General features: G+C 59.0%; 16 protein-coding genes. 8 read left to right on the top strand and 8 right to left on the bottom strand.

Annotation, left to right across the window (positions count from 1 at the left end; translation table 11 throughout):
• Positions 1 to 15: 15 nt before the first annotated feature.
• Positions 16 to 1,815, bottom strand: a complete 1,800-nt coding sequence (gene lepA, locus AC2FID_RS19970) for a translation elongation factor 4 (protein WP_496838368.1) — start codon at positions 1,813 to 1,815, stop codon at positions 16 to 18.
• 163 nt (positions 1,816 to 1,978) lie between these two features.
• Here lepA and AC2FID_RS19975 point away from each other — a divergent pair, with 163 nt between their 5' ends.
• From AC2FID_RS19975 to AC2FID_RS19985, 3 genes are all read left to right on the top strand, one after another.
• On the top strand, positions 1,979 to 3,079 hold the full coding sequence (locus AC2FID_RS19975; protein WP_496838369.1) for a Hint domain-containing protein: 1,101 nt from the start codon (positions 1,979 to 1,981) through the stop codon (positions 3,077 to 3,079).
• A gap of 2 nt (positions 3,080 to 3,081) precedes the next feature.
• Entirely contained in the window at positions 3,082 to 3,390 is a 309-nt protein-coding gene (locus AC2FID_RS19980) for a hypothetical protein (RefSeq protein ID WP_058276999.1), read from the top strand.
• 63 nt (positions 3,391 to 3,453) lie between these two features.
• A complete protein-coding gene (locus AC2FID_RS19985; RefSeq protein ID WP_282119981.1) occupies positions 3,454 to 4,395 on the top strand; it encodes a LysR family transcriptional regulator in 942 nt (313 codons plus the stop codon).
• Here AC2FID_RS19985 and AC2FID_RS19990 read toward each other — a convergent pair.
• Positions 4,392 to 4,835, bottom strand: a complete 444-nt coding sequence (locus AC2FID_RS19990) for a low molecular weight protein-tyrosine-phosphatase (protein WP_496838462.1) — start codon at positions 4,833 to 4,835, stop codon at positions 4,392 to 4,394. The genes AC2FID_RS19985 and AC2FID_RS19990 overlap by 4 nt on opposite strands.
• Before the next feature lie 28 nt (positions 4,836 to 4,863).
• Between AC2FID_RS19990 and AC2FID_RS19995 the strand changes: the two genes are divergently transcribed.
• Positions 4,864 to 5,559 (top strand): NAD-dependent deacylase, encoded by a 696-nt coding sequence (locus AC2FID_RS19995; RefSeq protein ID WP_496838372.1) that lies wholly within the window; start codon positions 4,864 to 4,866, stop codon positions 5,557 to 5,559.
• A gap of 68 nt (positions 5,560 to 5,627) precedes the next feature.
• On the top strand, positions 5,628 to 6,236 hold the full coding sequence (locus AC2FID_RS20000) for an HdeD family acid-resistance protein (protein ID WP_472724183.1): 609 nt from the start codon (positions 5,628 to 5,630) through the stop codon (positions 6,234 to 6,236).
• An 87-nt stretch (positions 6,237 to 6,323) separates the two neighbouring features.
• On the opposite strand, the gene AC2FID_RS20005 is transcribed toward AC2FID_RS20000, so the two are convergent.
• The 5 genes from AC2FID_RS20005 to meaB all read right to left on the bottom strand — a co-directional run bounded on the left by AC2FID_RS20005 (position 6,324) and on the right by meaB (position 10,715).
• Complete coding sequence (locus AC2FID_RS20005) at positions 6,324 to 6,797, bottom strand: copper chaperone PCu(A)C (protein WP_496838374.1); 474 nt, start codon at positions 6,795 to 6,797, stop codon at positions 6,324 to 6,326.
• 45 nt (positions 6,798 to 6,842) lie between these two features.
• Positions 6,843 to 7,238 (bottom strand): hypothetical protein, encoded by a 396-nt coding sequence (locus tag AC2FID_RS20010; protein ID WP_496838376.1) that lies wholly within the window; start codon positions 7,236 to 7,238, stop codon positions 6,843 to 6,845.
• A 363-nt stretch (positions 7,239 to 7,601) separates the two neighbouring features.
• Complete coding sequence (gene rpmB, locus AC2FID_RS20015) at positions 7,602 to 7,889, bottom strand: 50S ribosomal protein L28 (RefSeq protein WP_058272217.1); 288 nt, start codon at positions 7,887 to 7,889, stop codon at positions 7,602 to 7,604.
• 575 nt (positions 7,890 to 8,464) lie between these two features.
• On the bottom strand, positions 8,465 to 9,592 hold the full coding sequence (locus AC2FID_RS20020) for a Hint domain-containing protein (protein WP_282169152.1): 1,128 nt from the start codon (positions 9,590 to 9,592) through the stop codon (positions 8,465 to 8,467).
• Between the two features lie 145 nt (positions 9,593 to 9,737).
• Complete coding sequence (gene meaB / locus AC2FID_RS20025; protein ID WP_496838378.1) at positions 9,738 to 10,715, bottom strand: methylmalonyl Co-A mutase-associated GTPase MeaB; 978 nt, start codon at positions 10,713 to 10,715, stop codon at positions 9,738 to 9,740.
• Between the two features lie 225 nt (positions 10,716 to 10,940).
• Between meaB and hrpB the strand changes: the two genes are divergently transcribed.
• The 3 genes from hrpB to AC2FID_RS20040 all read left to right on the top strand — a co-directional run bounded on the left by hrpB (position 10,941) and on the right by AC2FID_RS20040 (position 15,516).
• Positions 10,941 to 13,376 (top strand): ATP-dependent helicase HrpB, encoded by a 2,436-nt coding sequence (gene hrpB / locus AC2FID_RS20030; RefSeq protein WP_496838380.1) that lies wholly within the window; start codon positions 10,941 to 10,943, stop codon positions 13,374 to 13,376.
• A 110-nt stretch (positions 13,377 to 13,486) separates the two neighbouring features.
• On the top strand, positions 13,487 to 13,945 hold the full coding sequence (locus tag AC2FID_RS20035; protein ID WP_108861772.1) for an NUDIX hydrolase: 459 nt from the start codon (positions 13,487 to 13,489) through the stop codon (positions 13,943 to 13,945).
• Positions 13,946 to 14,037: 92 nt separating this feature from the next.
• A complete protein-coding gene (locus AC2FID_RS20040; RefSeq protein ID WP_282169150.1) occupies positions 14,038 to 15,516 on the top strand; it encodes an inorganic phosphate transporter in 1,479 nt (492 codons plus the stop codon).
• 11 nt (positions 15,517 to 15,527) lie between these two features.
• On the opposite strand, the gene AC2FID_RS20045 is transcribed toward AC2FID_RS20040, so the two are convergent.
• Entirely contained in the window at positions 15,528 to 16,502 is a 975-nt protein-coding gene (locus AC2FID_RS20045; protein ID WP_496838383.1) for a 2-dehydropantoate 2-reductase, read from the bottom strand.
• Positions 16,503 to 16,505 lie beyond the last annotated feature (3 nt).

Consider the following 16,505-nt stretch of genomic DNA (forward strand, 5'->3'; position numbering starts at 1 on the left):
AAAAAATGGACAGCTTTAGCTGTCCATCTTCAGCGCAGAAATAAACGCCTCCTGCGGAATATCCACTTTCCCGAACTGGCGCATCTTCTTCTTACCCGCCTTCTGCTTGTCCAGCAGTTTGCGTTTCCGCGTGGCGTCGCCTCCGTAGCATTTCGCGGTCACGTCCTTGCGCAGGGCGGAGAGGGTCTCGCGCGCGATGACCTTGCCTCCGATGGCGGCCTGGATCGGGATTTTGAACATGTGGCGCGGGATCAGGTCTTTGAGCTTTTCGCACATCGCCCGGCCCCGCATCTCGGCCCGGTCGCGGTGAACCATGGTCGACAGCGCATCAACCGGTTCGTCATTCACCAGCACCGACATCTTGACCAGATTGTCCTCGGTATAACCGGTCATCTGATAGTCGAACGAGGCATAGCCCTTGGTCACCGATTTCAGGCGGTCGTAGAAATCAAAAACGACCTCGTTCAGCGGCAGGTCATAGACGACCATGGCGCGGCTGCCCGCATAGGTCAGGTCCAGCTGGATGCCGCGGCGGTCTTGGCAGAGTTTCAGCACGTCGCCGAGGAATTCGTCCGGAACCAGAATGGTCGCCTTGATGCGCGGTTCCTCGATATGATCGACCTTCGATGGGTCGGGCATATCGGCGGGGTTGTGCAGCTCGATCATCTCGCCGTCTTTCATGTAGACGTGATAGATCACCGACGGCGCTGTGGTGATGAGCTCGATATCATATTCGCGTTCGATGCGGTCGCGGATGACCTCAAGGTGCAAAAGGCCCAGGAAGCCGCAGCGGAAGCCAAAGCCAAGTGCGGCCGAGGTTTCCATTTCAAAGCTAAAGCTGGCGTCGTTCAGGGCCAGCTTGTCGATCGCATCGCGCAGGTCTTCGAATTCGGAGCTGTCGACGGGGAAGAGGCCACAAAACACCACCGGCTGCGCGGGTTTGAAGCCGTCCAGCGCGATTTCGGTGCCGTTGCGGTCATTGGTGATGGTGTCGCCGACACGCGTGTCGCGGACCTGTTTGATCGAGGCGGTGAGAAAGCCGATCTCACCGGGGCCAAGCGAGTCCACCATCTCCATCTCGGGGCGGAAAACGCCGACGCGGTCGACATGGTGCAGCGTGTTGTTCGACATGAACTTGACCCGCATGCCCTTTTTCAGCGTGCCGTCCATGATGCGGACCAGAACGATGACGCCGAGATAGGCGTCGTACCAGCTGTCGACCAGCATCGCCTTGAGCGGCGCGTCGAGCGTGCCTTTGGGCGCGGGCAGATGGGTGACGATGGATTCCAACGTCTCGTGGATGCCCTGCCCGGTCTTAGCCGAAACCTGAATGGCCTCGGAGGCGTCGATGCCGATCACATCCTCGATCTGTTCGGCGACCCGGTCACAGTCAGACGCCGGCAGGTCGATCTTGTTGAGCACCGGCACGATCTCATGATCGGCGTCAATGGCCTGGTAGACATTCGCCAGCGTCTGCGCCTCGACGCCCTGTGTCGAGTCCACAACCAGCAGCGATCCTTCGACCGCGCGCATCGACCGCGAGACCTCATAGGCAAAGTCCACGTGGCCCGGGGTGTCGATCAGGTTCAGCACGTACTGCTCGCCGTTGTCAGCGGTATAGTCGATGCGGACTGTGTTGGCCTTGATGGTGATGCCACGCTCTCGCTCGATATCCATGCTGTCGAGCAGCTGTTCCTTCATGTCACGATCCTTGACTGTCCCAGTCTCTTGGATGAGCCGGTCAGCAAGGGTGGATTTGCCATGGTCGATATGCGCGACGATGGAGAAATTGCGGATATGAGCGAGGTCTGTCATGGGTTGGGATATGTCCGGAGATTGGGGCCTCGTCAAGCCGTGAAGCGTTGCGGAAAAGGCTGCTATGGTGTCTTTCTGCTCTGACGCATTTACCCAATATCAGCCAGTGGGTAGGATGGTGGCGCTGAATGGCCGGCGCACCAACAAGAAAGCAGAGTAGTCTTTGGCCAATTATTCGATATTCGTGCTGGGTGAAAGCCAGCTTTCCATCTCTGTTTCGCAGGGGTTGGATGGTTTGGACCAGGGTACAGGTATCCACCTTATCGGACAGACCATCACGATTGACACGCGAACCGCTACCGAGGTCTTCATCAGCGATGGCGGTAGCGACACGAATTTTGCCGACAATGACACCAATCAGCTCCTTGACGGTGATCAAACTATCGACGGCGTCAACTTCAACGACGGTACTCGGGTTGAGGCCGAATACGGCATTACGCTGACGGATGGTACAAACACGTGGCAGGCCATTGCGTTCAACGTGAACAACTCGTCCCCATCCTATGCGACGGTGGAGGGGATCGCCTTCATCGGTGGCCCGGGGGAGTTTCCCCCAGCAGGCGTTACACTGACGGTTGTTGACACCCAGGAAGGTCCAAGCTTTGCGGTTGCGGACTACGTCACGCCGATCTGTTATGGCAGTGGCACATTGATAGAAACCCCAAATGGCTATGCCCGTATCGAGACATTGCGTCCGGGCGACAAGGTTTGGACGCAGGACAATGGCTATCAATCGGTGAAATGGGTCGGATCGCAGGATGTCATAGCTTCAGGACGTTTCAAGTTGGTCGAGGTTCCGGCCGGAATAATACTTAACTTCTCGCCACTAAAGGTTTCGCAACAGCACAGGTTGGTAATCTCGCATCCAGTAGCGGAACTGTTGTTCGCAGCACCCGAGGTGTTTGTGCCAGCGATCAGTTTCGTAGATGCAGGCGTTGCAACCCTATCCAACGAGGAAACCGCCCGCTATCACCACCTACTGCTGGACAACCACAGCATTATACGCGCCAATGGCGCCGCATCCGAGAGCCTTTTGTCAACGCCAACGACCCAATGTGATGACCCCGACAGATTGTTCTTTAGTGACCTCGCAGGGTGCGCGGCAGGCCCAATGGAAACTGCCCGACCGGCTTTGACCCGAACCGAGGCGGCGCTGTTGCTGCGAAACATCTTGGCCATTGATCACAATTCCAGTTTGATTCATACTCCGCCGCAGACCGAGAGGGGCATCAGACCCGTCCGGGCAGGCAAATACGAGGCATGAGCATGAAAAAGTTCCTCTTAATCGCATTCTGTGCCACGTCGATGGTGGCGGTAGCTCCGGTCGCAGACGCGGCGCAGATCAAACGGGCGTGTCTGGCGTCTGACCGGTCGGCGGCGACGCGGGATCGGTGCAGTTGCATTCAGCGGGTGGCCAATCAGGCGTTGACCCGCAGCGATCAGAAGACCGTTGCCAAGTGGTTCCGCGACCCGCATCAGGCGCAAGAGCTCAAGATGTCGAAGACCCAGCGCGACGATGCGCTCTGGGATCGGTATCGGAACTTTGGCCAGATGGCGCAGGCGATCTGCAACTAGGCTGATCAATCCTTGACCTGACCCGAACTGCGCCCCAGAAAGGCGCAGCGAAAGGGATATCTGATGGTTATGAAAGGGCTGACGCTGCGCGGCCTCGAAGTGTTCGAGGCATTGGCGCGGACCGGATCGGTGGCGCAGGCCGCCGAGATCACGGGGCTCAGCCAGCCGTCAGTGTCACAACAGTTGCGCAATCTGGAAAAGGCTGTGGGCACCGATTTGGTGGATCACGCACGACGTCCGATGCGCCTGACCCAGGCTGGGCGCAGCTTTCTGGCCCGCGCGCAGGCGGTTCTGGCCGAACTGCAGATGGCCCAAAGCGAGCTGACTGTGATGGACCTGGGTCACCTTGCAACCCTGTCTGTCGGCCTGATTGACGATTTCGACAATGACCTGACCCCGCGGCTAGCCACTTTGTTGGCTGAAAGTTTGACGCGGTCAAAGTTCAAGTTGATCACACTGCCCAGTCTTGACCTGTTCGAAGAACTTGAGGCGCAGCGCCTTCAGCTTGTGGTGTCAGCCCATAGCGGCGAGGTGCTGGAAGGCGTGGTCGAATACCCCCTGGTTCGTGATCCCTTCATTCTGGTGACGCCCAAAGGGGCCGAAAACGCCATGCAGGATCTGCCCTTCCTACGCTATGCACGTGAGCAATTGATCAGCCGCCAGATTGAGGCCCATCTGGCGCGCCAGCAGCTGGAATTTGAAGAACGGTTCGAAATCGGTTCGCATTTGGCGCTGATGGCAATGGTCGCGCGCGGCCTCGGCTGGGCGATCACGACGCCGCTGGGCTATATGCGGGCGGCGCGGTTCCATGACGGGCTTGAGGCACACCCTGCCCCGATCGGAGATGTGTCGCGGACGATTTCCTTGTTCACCCGCACCGACTGGTCAGGTCAGGTTCCGCAAGAGGTAGCAGGCATGATGCGCCGCCTAATGGGCAGCCAGATTGTTGACCCGGCCCTTGCGCAATTGCCATGGCTGAACAACCGCCTAAAGCTGATGAACTAGCTGCGCAGATGCGTGTCGAGACCTTCAACCGCTGCCTCGATTAGATCCAATGCTCCATCGAAGTCACGGGTATAGAATGGGTCCGGGACGTGGTCTGTGCCGATATGTGGCGCAAAATCCGTCAGCAGACGCACTGGGGTTTCGTTCCCAGCTGGCCTCAATGCCTCAATATCCGCGAGGTTGTCGGCATCCATCCCGATAATCAGATCGAACCTGTCGAAATCCGCGGGCACAAATTGGCGCGCCCGCAAATCATCCAGTTTTATGCCACGCGACAGAGCTGCCAATTGCATCGGCCCATAAGGTGGGTCGCCAATGTGCCAGCCAGAGGTCCCGGCACTATCGGTAGCGTGATGCGGCGCACGGGCGCGAAAGGCGCCCTCGGCGGCGGGAGAACGGCAGATATTGCCCAGACAGACGAACAAGATACGGTGGGTCATGAACCACGGTGTAACGCGAAGGGCCAAGATGGAAAAGATTGTCATTCTGACTGGGGCCGGGATTTCCGCCGAAAGCGGGTTGGGCACGTTCCGCGACGAGGGCGGTTTGTGGGCCCAACACCGGATCGAAGACGTTGCCACGCCCGAAGGGTTCGCGCGCGATCCCGCGCTGGTGCACGGGTTTTACAATGCCCGCCGCGTACAGGCCGCCGAAGCGCAACCTAACGCGGCACACGATGCACTTGCCCGACTACAGCGGGACTGGCCCGGCGAGGTTGTGATCATCACACAAAACGTCGACAGCCTGCACGAGGCCGGTGGCGCGCAAGGCGTGATCCACATGCACGGAACGCTGGCCGGGGCGCTTTGCGCGGCCTGTGGCCACCGCTGGACGGCACCGCCCGCGATGGCCGTGGGCGAGCCCTGCCCTGTCTGCGCAGCCCCCACCGCACGCCCGGATGTGGTGTGGTTTGGTGAGATGCCTTATCACATGGACGCCATCTATGATCATCTGGCAGGCGCAAGTATCTTCGCCGCCATTGGCACTTCGGGTCAGGTCTATCCCGCCGCGGCTTTCGTGCACGAGGCCATGATGTCCGGGGCAAGAACTGTCGAACTGAACCTCGAGCCGTCGACCGGCGCATCCAGTTTCGACGATGTCATACTGGGCCCCGCAACAGAAACCATTCCGCGCTGGGTCGATCAGATCCTGAACGCGCAATAGGGCGAAACCCGCAGACAAGCGGCGAATTTCCTTGCTATACTAGTGCCCTAACAACCCGAGAGGTCCCCATGACAGACCCAAAAAACCAACAAGGTGAAATCCTTGACGATGACAGGCTCGATACGCGTGGCGCCCTTGGTGATCAGCTAACAGACCTGTGGTGGACATTCTTGCTGCGCGGAATCCTGGCCGGTGCGCTCGGGATCGCAGCGCTATTCTGGCCGACTGGCAGTATCTCGTTGCTGATCCGTCTGGTTGGCTTGCTGTTGGTCCTCGATGGCGGCCTGACGCTGCTGGGGTTTGGCCGGCGTGGCCTGATTGGCGGTTTCGGCATCGGGGCGCTTCTGATCGGACTGATCCTGCTGATCTGGCCGGAAGGCGTCGCGCGCCTCGCGTTCTTCCTGTTGGGTGCCTGGGCTTTGATTGTCGGGATAGGCTCGCTGATGGCGTGGCGGCAATTGCCCGATGCACATCCGGACGCATCCACCATGCGCAACTCCGGCATTGTCGCGCTGTTGATCGGCCTCGTTCTGTTGTTCTGGCCCGGCAGCGGCATGGTGGCGCTTGGCTGGGCGATTGCCTTCTCGGCGCTGGCTGTTGCTGCAGTGATGCTCTGGCTGGCCATGCGCTTCAAACGCGCCCATGACCGCGTGGCGATGCGGGTGGTCAACCGCTGAACTTTTTCCACAACGCCAACAGGCCGGGAATTTCCCGGCCTGACTCGTGGATGACGGCCGCAACGCAGTCCGAATTTAAGCGTAACCTTAGTTCGAATGCGAACCGTGACCGTCGGTGTCCTTACGCACCAAATCCACCGGAATCTCGATCTCGACCTCGCCTGCTGTCTCGAAGATCAGCGTAACGGGAACCATTGCATCCTGTTCAAACGGGGCTGTCAGGCCCATGAACATCACGTGGTCGCCGCCGCGCTTCAGCATGTGCGTTTCACCCGCCGGGATGGCAATGCCTTCTTCGACATGGGTCATTTTGGCGACGCCATTTTCGTCGACAATATGCGTATGCAGCTCGACCCGAGCCGCGGCGTCCGATTCCACGCCGATCAAACGGTCATCGGTCGCGCCAGTGTTCTGGATCATCATGAAGGCCGCGCCAGCTTTGGCCGTTTTACCCGACGACCGAGCATAAGCGTCATCGACGGTGATCGTGTCCTGCGCAAAAGCAGCGGTAGCAATAGTTGCGGCGGCAAGGGTGGTCAGCAGTCTGGATGTGAGTGACATAGCGCCTCTCCTGTAGTTTGGTGTTTGATAAGAATTGATAATGAATCAAACACTTGCAGGAGGTGCCCGGGCTGGCTGAGACGGTATAGGCAGAGCGATCAGATTCTCCGCGATACGCGATGGCATGGGTTGATCGATGTCCGGGGCCACTGGCAGGGACGGTTCCGCAATGCTCACCGCGCCCAACAGGTTCAACGCATAATCCGGACAGAAATGCGGGGCCTTTGTCGGCTGCCCTTCGGCATCCATATAGACCACAACCGGTCCCGAGCCGGTGCACAACACCATATGTCCGACCGCCCGGTCCACACCGCGCGATGCAGCAACGCCCTGCCCAGTCAAAACGACCAGCAGCGACAGCACAAACGGCAGAATTTTGTTCAGAACGGGTTTCATCCTGTCCCCGATATAGGCCAGAGACAAAACGGGCTTCAAGCGCAATCAGACACGCCTGAAGCCCAGGGCCGGGAGGACAATGTCAGCGGTCCAGTTCCGGACGCTTGACGGACCCTTTTGTCAGGCTTGTATGCAGCCGATTCACCCGACGCTGCATCCGCAGACATGCCCCAAACGTTTTGCCGAAAAATCCGGCCAGGAGGGAGAAAGAAGGTAATGATTTAAACGACATGAGGTTAAACTCCGCCAGATGAATATGCCTAAACATAATACAGGTAGAGCAAACGGTATGTGAACAATTTCACCCAATGCGGAAATTTATCTCCATTTTGAGAACAGCGCTCTGCGCAAAACAAAAAAGCCCTGCACCAAAAGGTACAGGGCCAGAATTCTTGTAGGAAAAAGGTCTTAGGCCGAAGCTTGCGCCTTGGCGATTTCCTTTTTCACTTTCAATGCGTTGTTGGACAGCTCATCGTCCTTGGCTTTCGCCAGGAACGCGTCCAGACCACCGCGGTGGTCCACCGAACGCAGGGCAGCCGCCGAGATGCGCAGCTTGACGCCACGTCCCAGCGTTTCCGACTGCAACGTAACATCGTTCAGGTTTGGCAGAAAACGACGACGAGTTCTGTTTTTGGCATGACTGACATTGTTGCCAGTCATCGGGCCTTTTCCGGTCAGTTCGCAACGGCGCGACATGGTTTCTTCCTTTGTTTCTGGAGGCCAGGCATTACACCCTCGGCCAAATCACAAGGGGCACAACCCGAAGTCGCGCCCGAAAACTGGTTGGATGCATGTAGTGGGAATCACAGACGGGGTCAAGCCATATGCCAAGGATTCACAGCACCAAGTTTTCATTTAATTCTCCCAGCCGTTTCAGGGCGTGATTTTCCAATTCAGGACGACCTGTTTTTGCCGCTGCAGCCGCCAGACGCGCCCAGCAGCGGGGGCTTTTCAGTCGTGCTGCACGATGCAAATGCGCATACCCCGCCTGTATGAAAGTTGCCGCTGACCGGGGTTCCGAAGACTGTCCCGGTTCAGAAACCCGGTGGCGAAAGGTGACATACAAGCGAGGCTGACCTGGATTGAAAAGCGTGGCACGCAGTCGATTTCCATCAAAAATCCGACATTGCTGCATTATTCAACTGCCTTTTTTAGACCGGAGTCGCCTGCCTGATCGGGTAATCTCATTCAGTCACGTGTTCAGGGCGGGTTCAACATGGCTGCTTTTTTGGAATTTAAACATCCGAGGGGCGTCCCCTAGGCGTCGTATCCTAAAGCAGTGGTTTTTCATTCTTCAGATGCCGCGCCACGAGGCGCGCCTGTTGGGGACCTTTGGGGATATACCGGGCCGGGTTGGGATTGTGGTTCATATCCGCCAATTCCGGAAAGATATCGAATATCTCACGCCGAGCTTCAAGGCTAAGGGCCTTGAGGGCCTCAGGCCCGGTAAACAGGCTTTCGCTTGGGGCATTTTCGGCAAAGATAACCTCGTGCCGGTCAAAAAGCAGGTGGTAATATTCGACACTGTCCACCGTATCATCGACGAATATGCCTGGCAGGGTGGTCAGTTTTATCGCTGGAATCAGAACTTCGGGTTCTCCAAACATCCGTTCAGCGATTTTCGACTGCACCAGCATTCTGTGCTGCCGTGACACCAGCAGGTCTCGTTTGGGCAACCCATTGCCCAGCGCGCCTGCCAATATGCGGACGGGGCGACGTTTCGGATCGCGCGCCAATGCCACAGAGCCAAATTTACGACGCCCGATCCAGCGGACCGGCTGCATCCCGTTGCCCTGCGTTGGGATCATATCCCCCTGCCGAAGATCCTGAATAAGGACCGGACCACGTTGTGCTTGAATTACTGTATCGCGGGTAAAGCACAAAAAGCCTGTGCCGGACTCAAACCCGCTATAGTTGACCACGATCCCCGAGGGCAATTCGAAGCTGCCGTTGGACAGCGAATAGGATTGTCCGACAACAACGGTGAACGTACCGAAATTGTCGTCTGTTACAGAGGTGCCAACCGGAAGGTTCAGCGCGTCCTGCCCGCCGCCGCCCCGTACATCCCCAGCGACTTGGGTTCGGATAAAGTTCAGGGTATCATTACCCTGCCCCAAACGGATATTGCCGACGCCAACGTCGAAAACCGAGACGGTATCCGCATCGCGGCCCGCATTGATCTGCCCATCGATCTGGGCTTTGGACACGGTGATTTCATCGTTTCCGGCGTTGCCGCGTACGCTTCCGGAAATAGTACTGCTTACAATCGTGATCTCATCGGCGCCGCCGCGGGCGCGAATATCATCAATGGGCGTGCCTTGGGGCGTACCGTTCAGCGTACCTTCGTCGCCGGTGACTTCGATATCGTCGTCACCATTTGTCCCACGGATATTGGGCATGTACGGCTTTCTCCGACGCGTTCATTTTTGATTTGCGCACCATCGAGACTACCGCCTTGCTCTCGAAATTGCACAATCAGAAATTGCATCCTTGCCCATAATACATGATTTTGGCGTACCCTCCACCACTGACACCAACAGGCGTCTAGTGTGTTGCCAGGATACTAAGCATTCGATCCGCAGCCGCCGTCGGGCTGAGATTGCCTGCGCCAACGGCGGCCCCAAGGCGATCCATTTCTGCGCGGGCGGTCGGCGTATCCAACCGCGATAGCAGCGCGTAACGCACCTCCTGATCGAACCAGAACCGCGCTTGCGCCGCGCGGTTGCCATCCCAATGGCCGTTTTCACGCCGCCAGCCTGACAGGATGGTCATTTCGTCCCAGGCTTGGTCAAGTCCATGTTCCTCGACCGCGGAAACGGTCATCGCTTTGGGAAAACCTTCTGGGTCCTGCGGGCGTTTTCGCAGCAGGTGCAAAGCCCCCGCGTAATCGGCACAGGTGCGGGTGGCCGTGGCTTTCAGATCTCCATCCGCCTTGTTCACGAGGATCATGTCGGCCATTTCCATGATGCCGCGTTTGACCCCCTGCAACTCATCCCCGCCCGCAGGAGCGAGCAGCAGCAGAAACAGATCGGACATTTCAGAAACGACGGTCTCGGACTGCCCGACCCCTACAGTTTCAATCAGCACCACGTCGAATCCCGCCGCCTCGCACAGGGCAATCGCCTCACGTGTACGGCGAGCCACGCCGCCCAAATGGGATTGGCTGGGGGATGGGCGGATAAAGGCGTTCTTCTCGCGACTCAACCGCTCCATCCGGGTTTTGTCGCCCAGAATAGATCCACCTGAACGGGTCGAGCTGGGGTCGACGGCCAGGACCGCAACGCGCAAGCCCTGCTCGATCAGCATCATGCCAAAGCTCTCGATAAAGGTGGATTTGCCCACCCCTGGAGTACCGGACAACCCAACGCGCAGGGATTGCCGCCCGGCTTTGGCCAAATGCGCCAGCAACTCAGACGCCTGCGCCCGATGATCGGCGCGGCCACTTTCGACCAGAGTGATTGCCCGGGCCAGCGCACGCCGGTCTCCGTTCAAAATCTTATCACCTAGGCTGTCCATATCCATTCCGACCCCGATCTTTTGCGGCACGACTACTTGCCGCCCCGACGGGTGATTTGTCCAGACCGGACCGCGAAGGAAACCTGCCCGATACCTGCATTTCGCATCTATGTGTTGCTGTTGATCCTCTTTGGCCGGACCGCCGCTGGTTCTATGCTGCAGCGACGCGATCATCGTCATTGGGAAACAGCGGAACTGGACGTTGCGCCTTGGTTGGCGGATAAAGCGCCAATGACAACACGCCTGCCCATCGATGACGCCATCCCCGAATTGCTTGACGCCCTGAAGGCCAATGGCCGGGCCGTTTTGCAAGCCCCTCCGGGCGCAGGCAAGACAACGCGGGTGCCTCTTGCGATGCTCGAGGCCGGGTTGTGCGACGGCAAGATCATAATGCTCGAACCCCGAAGGCTTGCCGCGCGTGCCGCGGCAGAGCGGATGGCTGAAACACTGGGGCAACGTGCAGGCGAAACCGTCGGTTACCGCGTGCGGGGCGATGCGAAAACCTCAAAAACAACCCAAATCGAAGTGGTGACCGAAGGTATTCTGACCCGAATGCTGCAATCTGAACCGGATCTGCCCGGCGTCGGCGCGGTGATTTTTGACGAGTTTCACGAACGATCTTTGAACGCTGATCTCGGGCTTGCCCTGTGCCTTGAGGTTACGGGCGCACTACGCGACGACCTGATCCTGCTGGCGATGTCCGCCACACTCGACGCCGAACCCGTCGGCCAACTGATGAACGCGCCGGTGGTGACGTCCGAAGGGCGCAGTTACCCGGTTGAAACCCGTTGGCTGGACCGGCCATTGGGTGCGCAGGCAAGACGGTTGGATGCTCTGGTTGATCTGGTCGTCCAGGCCGAGCGTGAAACCGAGGGCGGCATGCTCGTGTTTCTGCCCGGCGAGGGCGAAATCCGCAGAGCCGAAGCCGCATTATCCAAACGATTGCCCGGCGATTGCGCAATTAAACCTCTGTTCGGCGCAATGCCCTTTGCCGCCCAACGTGCGGCGATTGCCCCGGCAGAAACTGGGCGAAAGGTGGTTCTTGCGACCTCAATCGCCGAGACCTCGCTGACCATTTCCGACATCCGCGTGGTTGTGGATATGGGTCAGGCGCGCCGCGCGCGGTTCGATCCGGGCTCTGGCATGTCGCGGCTGGTCACGGAACGGGTGACGCGGGCCGAAGCAACCCAACGCGCAGGTCGTGCAGGGCGCGTGGCCGAGGGCGTGTGTTACCGGCTGTGGTCCAAAGGGGAAGAAGGTGCGCTGGCTGCCTACCCCCCTGCCGAAATCGAAGCCGCCGACCTTACGAGCCTTGCGCTGGAACTGGCGCTTTGGGGGGCCGAACCGGATGACCTGGCCTTTTTGACACCACCACCCGAAGGAACGATGGCCGAGGCCCGCACATTACTGAACATGCTGGGTGCGTTGGATGCAAAAGGGCGGATCACCGACCACGGACGGGCCTTGGCTGCGCTGCCCCTGCATCCTCGGCTGGGGCATATGCTGGTGACTGCCGGGGCGAGTGCCGCTTCGTTGGCTGCACTGATGGCAGAACGCGATCCACTGAAAGGTGCCCCGGTAGATCTGCTGCTGCGACTCGAGGCATTGCGCGATACCCGCGCCTTTCAACGCAACCGGGTGTGGCAGATCAACATGGGCGCTTTGGAACGGATCAAAGCCGAGAGCAAGCGGCTAAAAACACGAAGCAGCAAGACAGACCTAAGCCCAGCCGCGATGGCCGCCTTGGCTTATCCCGATCGAATTGGGCAACGCCGTAAAGGCGATGTGCCGCGTTACGTTCTGTCCGGCGGCAAGGGCGTCGTGCTGGACAGCGGTGACACATTGGCGGCCGCGCCGTATCTTGTTGTGACAGATACGGACGGAAACCCGCGCGAGGCCAAGGTGCGCATGGCCGCACAAATCTCAGAGCGTGAAATCCGGGACCTGTTCGCGGATCAGATCGAATGGGTCGACAGCTGCGCGTGGTCGAAACGTGAACGCCGGGTCATTGCGCGCACGCAGGAACGCCTTGGCGCGATCACTCTGGATGACCGTATCTGGAAGGACGCGCCGGACGAGGCCATCGCCCGCGCCATGCTGGACGGAGTGCGTGATCTGGGATTGCGGCTGGACGGGGCCGCGGCACGATTGGCGGCACGGGTGGAACTAGTACGCGCCGAAGGGATCGACCTGCCGGACTTTTCATTGGGCGGGCTGATGGCCGCTCTGGACGACTGGCTGCTACCCATGCTGTCAGGTCAGCGCAGTGCAGACGACTGGAAAAAGTTCGACCTGCTGCCCGCCCTGCGTGCCCGGCTGGACTGGTCCCAGACGCAGGAGCTGGACCGTCGCGCGCCGGGATCGTTTGAAACACCACTGGGTCGAAAGGTGCCGATTGATTACGGCGGGGCGGTGCCCGAGATTTCGGTCCGCTTGCAGGAACTGTTCGGTGTCACCCGGCATCCGCTTATCGGGGGCGAGGCGCTCAAGATCACTCTGCTGTCCCCTGCGCGGCGACCAATCCAGATCACGCGCGATCTGCCGGGATTTTGGGCTGGATCTTACGCCGATGTGCGCAAGGACATGCGCGCGCAATATCCCAAACACCCCTGGCCCGAGGATCCGACGCAGGCCGATCCAACCTTGCGGGCCAAGCGGCGGACCTGACGTTCGTTTGCTTCAGTAAATGCGTTCGTTCAATAGATGCATTGAAGCCCCGGTTTATAGTTGTTATGTCACTTTTCCTTGAACCTAAGAAAAGTACTGGCACTTAATCGATGGCATCTTGGCTGAACAATATCTGGGAAGAAGTTGGCAAACCCTTCTTTCAACGCCCACACAGGGTACAGTTTGCAGCCTTGTGCGTGCGCGGAACTGGCGACGACAAAAAAGTTCTATTGATCACCAGCCGTGGCACAGGTCGCTGGGTCATCCCAAAGGGATGGCCGATTGACGGCATGGACGGGGCCGAGACTGCCAAAGAAGAAGCATGGGAAGAAGCCGGCGTAAAAGTGAAACACCTGGGCCGCAAGGCGGTGGGCCATTTCACCTATGACAAGATCCTGGATGACGGAACGGCCCAACCCGTGCGCACCAATGTGTATCGCATAGATGTCAAAGATCTGGCCGAGGAGTTCCCCGAGGTCAGCGAGCGTGAACGGCGCTGGTTCTCGCCGAAAGAGGCCGCAGAGCTGGTGCAAGAGCCGGAGCTGCGCGAAATGCTGCGGCAAATGTAACGCTTTCGCAACAAACTTCTGTGAGGCCGGTTGCCACAAGACCGGGCAACCGTTAACCGCGCCGGTTAAACCGTATCACCCACAGAAAACCGATGTCGAACACGAACAATAAAAACCGCTGGCAAGCCCTGGACAGCGATCTGCACCGAATTTCCCGCCTTGAGCATGCGAACGTGCACGTGGCGCGGCCGCTGCTTGCGCCGGGCATCGCGCTGGCCTTCATAGTTATTGCCGGATTGATTGCTGCGATACTATTCGGTCGGGCAGACGGTGGGCTGATCGTCATCGCGGCTGCTGGTTTTGGTGCCTACATGGCAATCAACATCGGCGCCAACGACGTTGCCAACAACATGGGCCCTGCGGTCGGTGCCAACGCCCTGACCATGGGTGGGGCAATTGCCATCGCCGCAGTCGCGGAAAGCGCGGGGGCTCTGCTGGCGGGCGGAGACGTGGTCTCGACCATCTCCAAGGGCATCATCGACCCTGCCTCAGTCCAGAATAGCTCGGTCTTTATCTGGGCGATGATGGCAGCACTGATTTCGTCGGCGCTGTGGGTCAACTTAGCCACATGGGTCGGCGCGCCTGTTTCCACAACGCATTCGGTCGTTGGCGGCGTGATGGGGGCTGGCGTCGCAGCAGCAGGTCTCAGCGCGGTTAGCTGGGGCACGATGAGCGCGATTGCAGCCAGCTGGGTGATCTCTCCGGTTCTGGGCGGCGCGATTGCTGCCGGATTTCTGGCGCTGATCAAGGCGAAAATTCAGTATCAAGACGACAAAATTGCCGCGGCCCGTCGCTGGGTGCCTATTCTGGTGGCTGTTATGGCCGGTGCCTTTGCCACCTATCTCTCTGTCAAAGGCCTGAAGCGGATCGTGAAAATCGATCTGGAAATCGCGCTAGTGATCGGTCTGACCTCGGGCATTCTGGCTTGGGCCGTGACCGTGCCTTGGGTTCGCCGCAAATCCGAAGGGCTGGAAAACCGCACCAAATCTCTGAAAGTTTTGTTTGGGTTGCCTCTGGTCATCTCGGCCGGTTTTCTGAGCTTTGCACATGGTGCCAACGACGTCGCCAATGCTGTCGGCCCGCTGGCCGCGATTGTGCACGCCGCTGAATTTGGCGATTTTGCCTCGAAAGTCACGATCCCGACATGGGTAATGGTGATCGGGGCCTTTGGGATTTCGTTCGGCCTGTTCCTGTTTGGCCCCAAGCTGATCCGGATGGTGGGTAGCCAGATCACCAAACTGAACCCGATGCGCGCATTCTGCGTCGCTTTGTCGGCGGCGATTACAGTGATTGTTGCAAGCTGGCTTGGGCTGCCGGTCAGCTCGACCCACATCGCGGTGGGTGCGGTGTTCGGCGTCGGGTTTTACCGTGAATGGAATCAGGATCGCCGACGCAAGCAAAGTAATGATCGCCGTCCGCCCGAGTTGCGGCTGGCCCGTGAAGAGCAGCGGCGGCGCAAGTTGGTGCGGCGGTCGCATTTCATGACCATTATTGCCGCTTGGGTGATTACCGTCCCGGCCGCAGCTGCAATGTCAGCCGTTATCTTCTGGATACTGACCGCATTCACCTGAATGTGGTCAGATCACGGGATGATCTGATCCGGTGACAGACTTACATCCGGCTTCTGTTCGATCAGAGCCTGTACCCTTGCGCAAATCGGTGCAGGCCGCCCATATTGCTTGCCCAGTCGGACAATCTCACCTTGCAGACTGTCGATTTCCGTCACGCGCCCCGCCGCGAGGTCATAGGCCATCGACGTGCGCGCGCTTGGGTCGATGGTCAGCATGCGCGCGGCAATCCGGGTGAACAATGGCGTTGGCAAACGCAGGATATGCGGCGTCATCCAGGCAGGCAAAGGTGTGGTTGAAGCAACAGGGTGGCGTGCGACCTGAAGTACCCGCAAAGCCTCGGCCATCTGGTCGGCCATCAGACGACGCCACTTGCGATCCAGCAATTGATTTTTCAACGTCAGCCCCGACAACGCGTTCAATGCGTTGTTCAAATTGATGACCAGTTTGCCCCATTGCACAGCTTCAATCTCATCGCTTTCGATCACCAGCAGGTCAGGTGAGCTAAGTGCTTGCCCCAAACGGCCCGGGCCGGACTGGATCACGATATCGCCGGAAGTGGCGCGGTGAAAGCTGGCGGGCTGGGGCGGCACGACGTTGAAGGGCACCATTCCCGCGCGAACGTCATGATCGGGAAGCGCCGCCCGCAGCACCCGGGCGTTTTCCATCCCGTTCTGCCAGGACAACACCGGCGCAGAGACCGGGGCGAACCGCGCGATCTGTTCTGCCATATCCGCCGTGGCCGCGGCCTTGACGGCTACGATCACCAACTCTGCGTCTTTCAGGCAATCGGGGGTTTCGGACATCGTCAGCGTCTCGGCCGCCACATGAAGGTGCAGGCCGGAAAAATCAGTGACGGTCAGGCCCTCCTCACGGATTGGGTCCAGAATGCGTGGGCGACCCAACAGCGTGACCGAGTGACCGGCATCAGCCAAAAAGGCTCCGCAATAACATCCAATGCTGCCCGCGCCTGCGATTATGATCTTCATGGC

The organism is Ruegeria sp. CDSC068, assembly GCF_059610545.1.

Coding starts and splice junctions, on each gene's coding strand:
- lepA (WP_496838368.1), bottom strand. CDS start 1,815: ATGACAGACCTCGCTCATATCCGCAATTTCTCCATCGTCGCGCATATC.
- AC2FID_RS19980 (WP_058276999.1), top strand. CDS start 3,082: ATGAAAAAGTTCCTCTTAATCGCATTCTGTGCCACGTCGATGGTGGCG.
- AC2FID_RS19985 (WP_282119981.1), top strand. CDS start 3,454: ATGGTTATGAAAGGGCTGACGCTGCGCGGCCTCGAAGTGTTCGAGGCA.
- AC2FID_RS19990 (WP_496838462.1), bottom strand. CDS start 4,835: ATGACCCACCGTATCTTGTTCGTCTGTCTGGGCAATATCTGCCGTTCT.
- AC2FID_RS19995 (WP_496838372.1), top strand. CDS start 4,864: ATGGAAAAGATTGTCATTCTGACTGGGGCCGGGATTTCCGCCGAAAGC.
- AC2FID_RS20000 (WP_472724183.1), top strand. CDS start 5,628: ATGACAGACCCAAAAAACCAACAAGGTGAAATCCTTGACGATGACAGG.
- AC2FID_RS20005 (WP_496838374.1), bottom strand. CDS start 6,797: ATGTCACTCACATCCAGACTGCTGACCACCCTTGCCGCCGCAACTATT.
- rpmB (WP_058272217.1), bottom strand. CDS start 7,889: ATGTCGCGCCGTTGCGAACTGACCGGAAAAGGCCCGATGACTGGCAAC.
- AC2FID_RS20020 (WP_282169152.1), bottom strand. CDS start 9,592: ATGCCCAATATCCGTGGGACAAATGGTGACGACGATATCGAAGTCACC.
- meaB (WP_496838378.1), bottom strand. CDS start 10,715: ATGGATATGGACAGCCTAGGTGATAAGATTTTGAACGGAGACCGGCGT.
- hrpB (WP_496838380.1), top strand. CDS start 10,941: ATGACAACACGCCTGCCCATCGATGACGCCATCCCCGAATTGCTTGAC.
- AC2FID_RS20035 (WP_108861772.1), top strand. CDS start 13,487: ATGGCATCTTGGCTGAACAATATCTGGGAAGAAGTTGGCAAACCCTTC.
- AC2FID_RS20040 (WP_282169150.1), top strand. CDS start 14,038: ATGTCGAACACGAACAATAAAAACCGCTGGCAAGCCCTGGACAGCGAT.
- AC2FID_RS20045 (WP_496838383.1), bottom strand. CDS start 16,502: ATGAAGATCATAATCGCAGGCGCGGGCAGCATTGGATGTTATTGCGGA.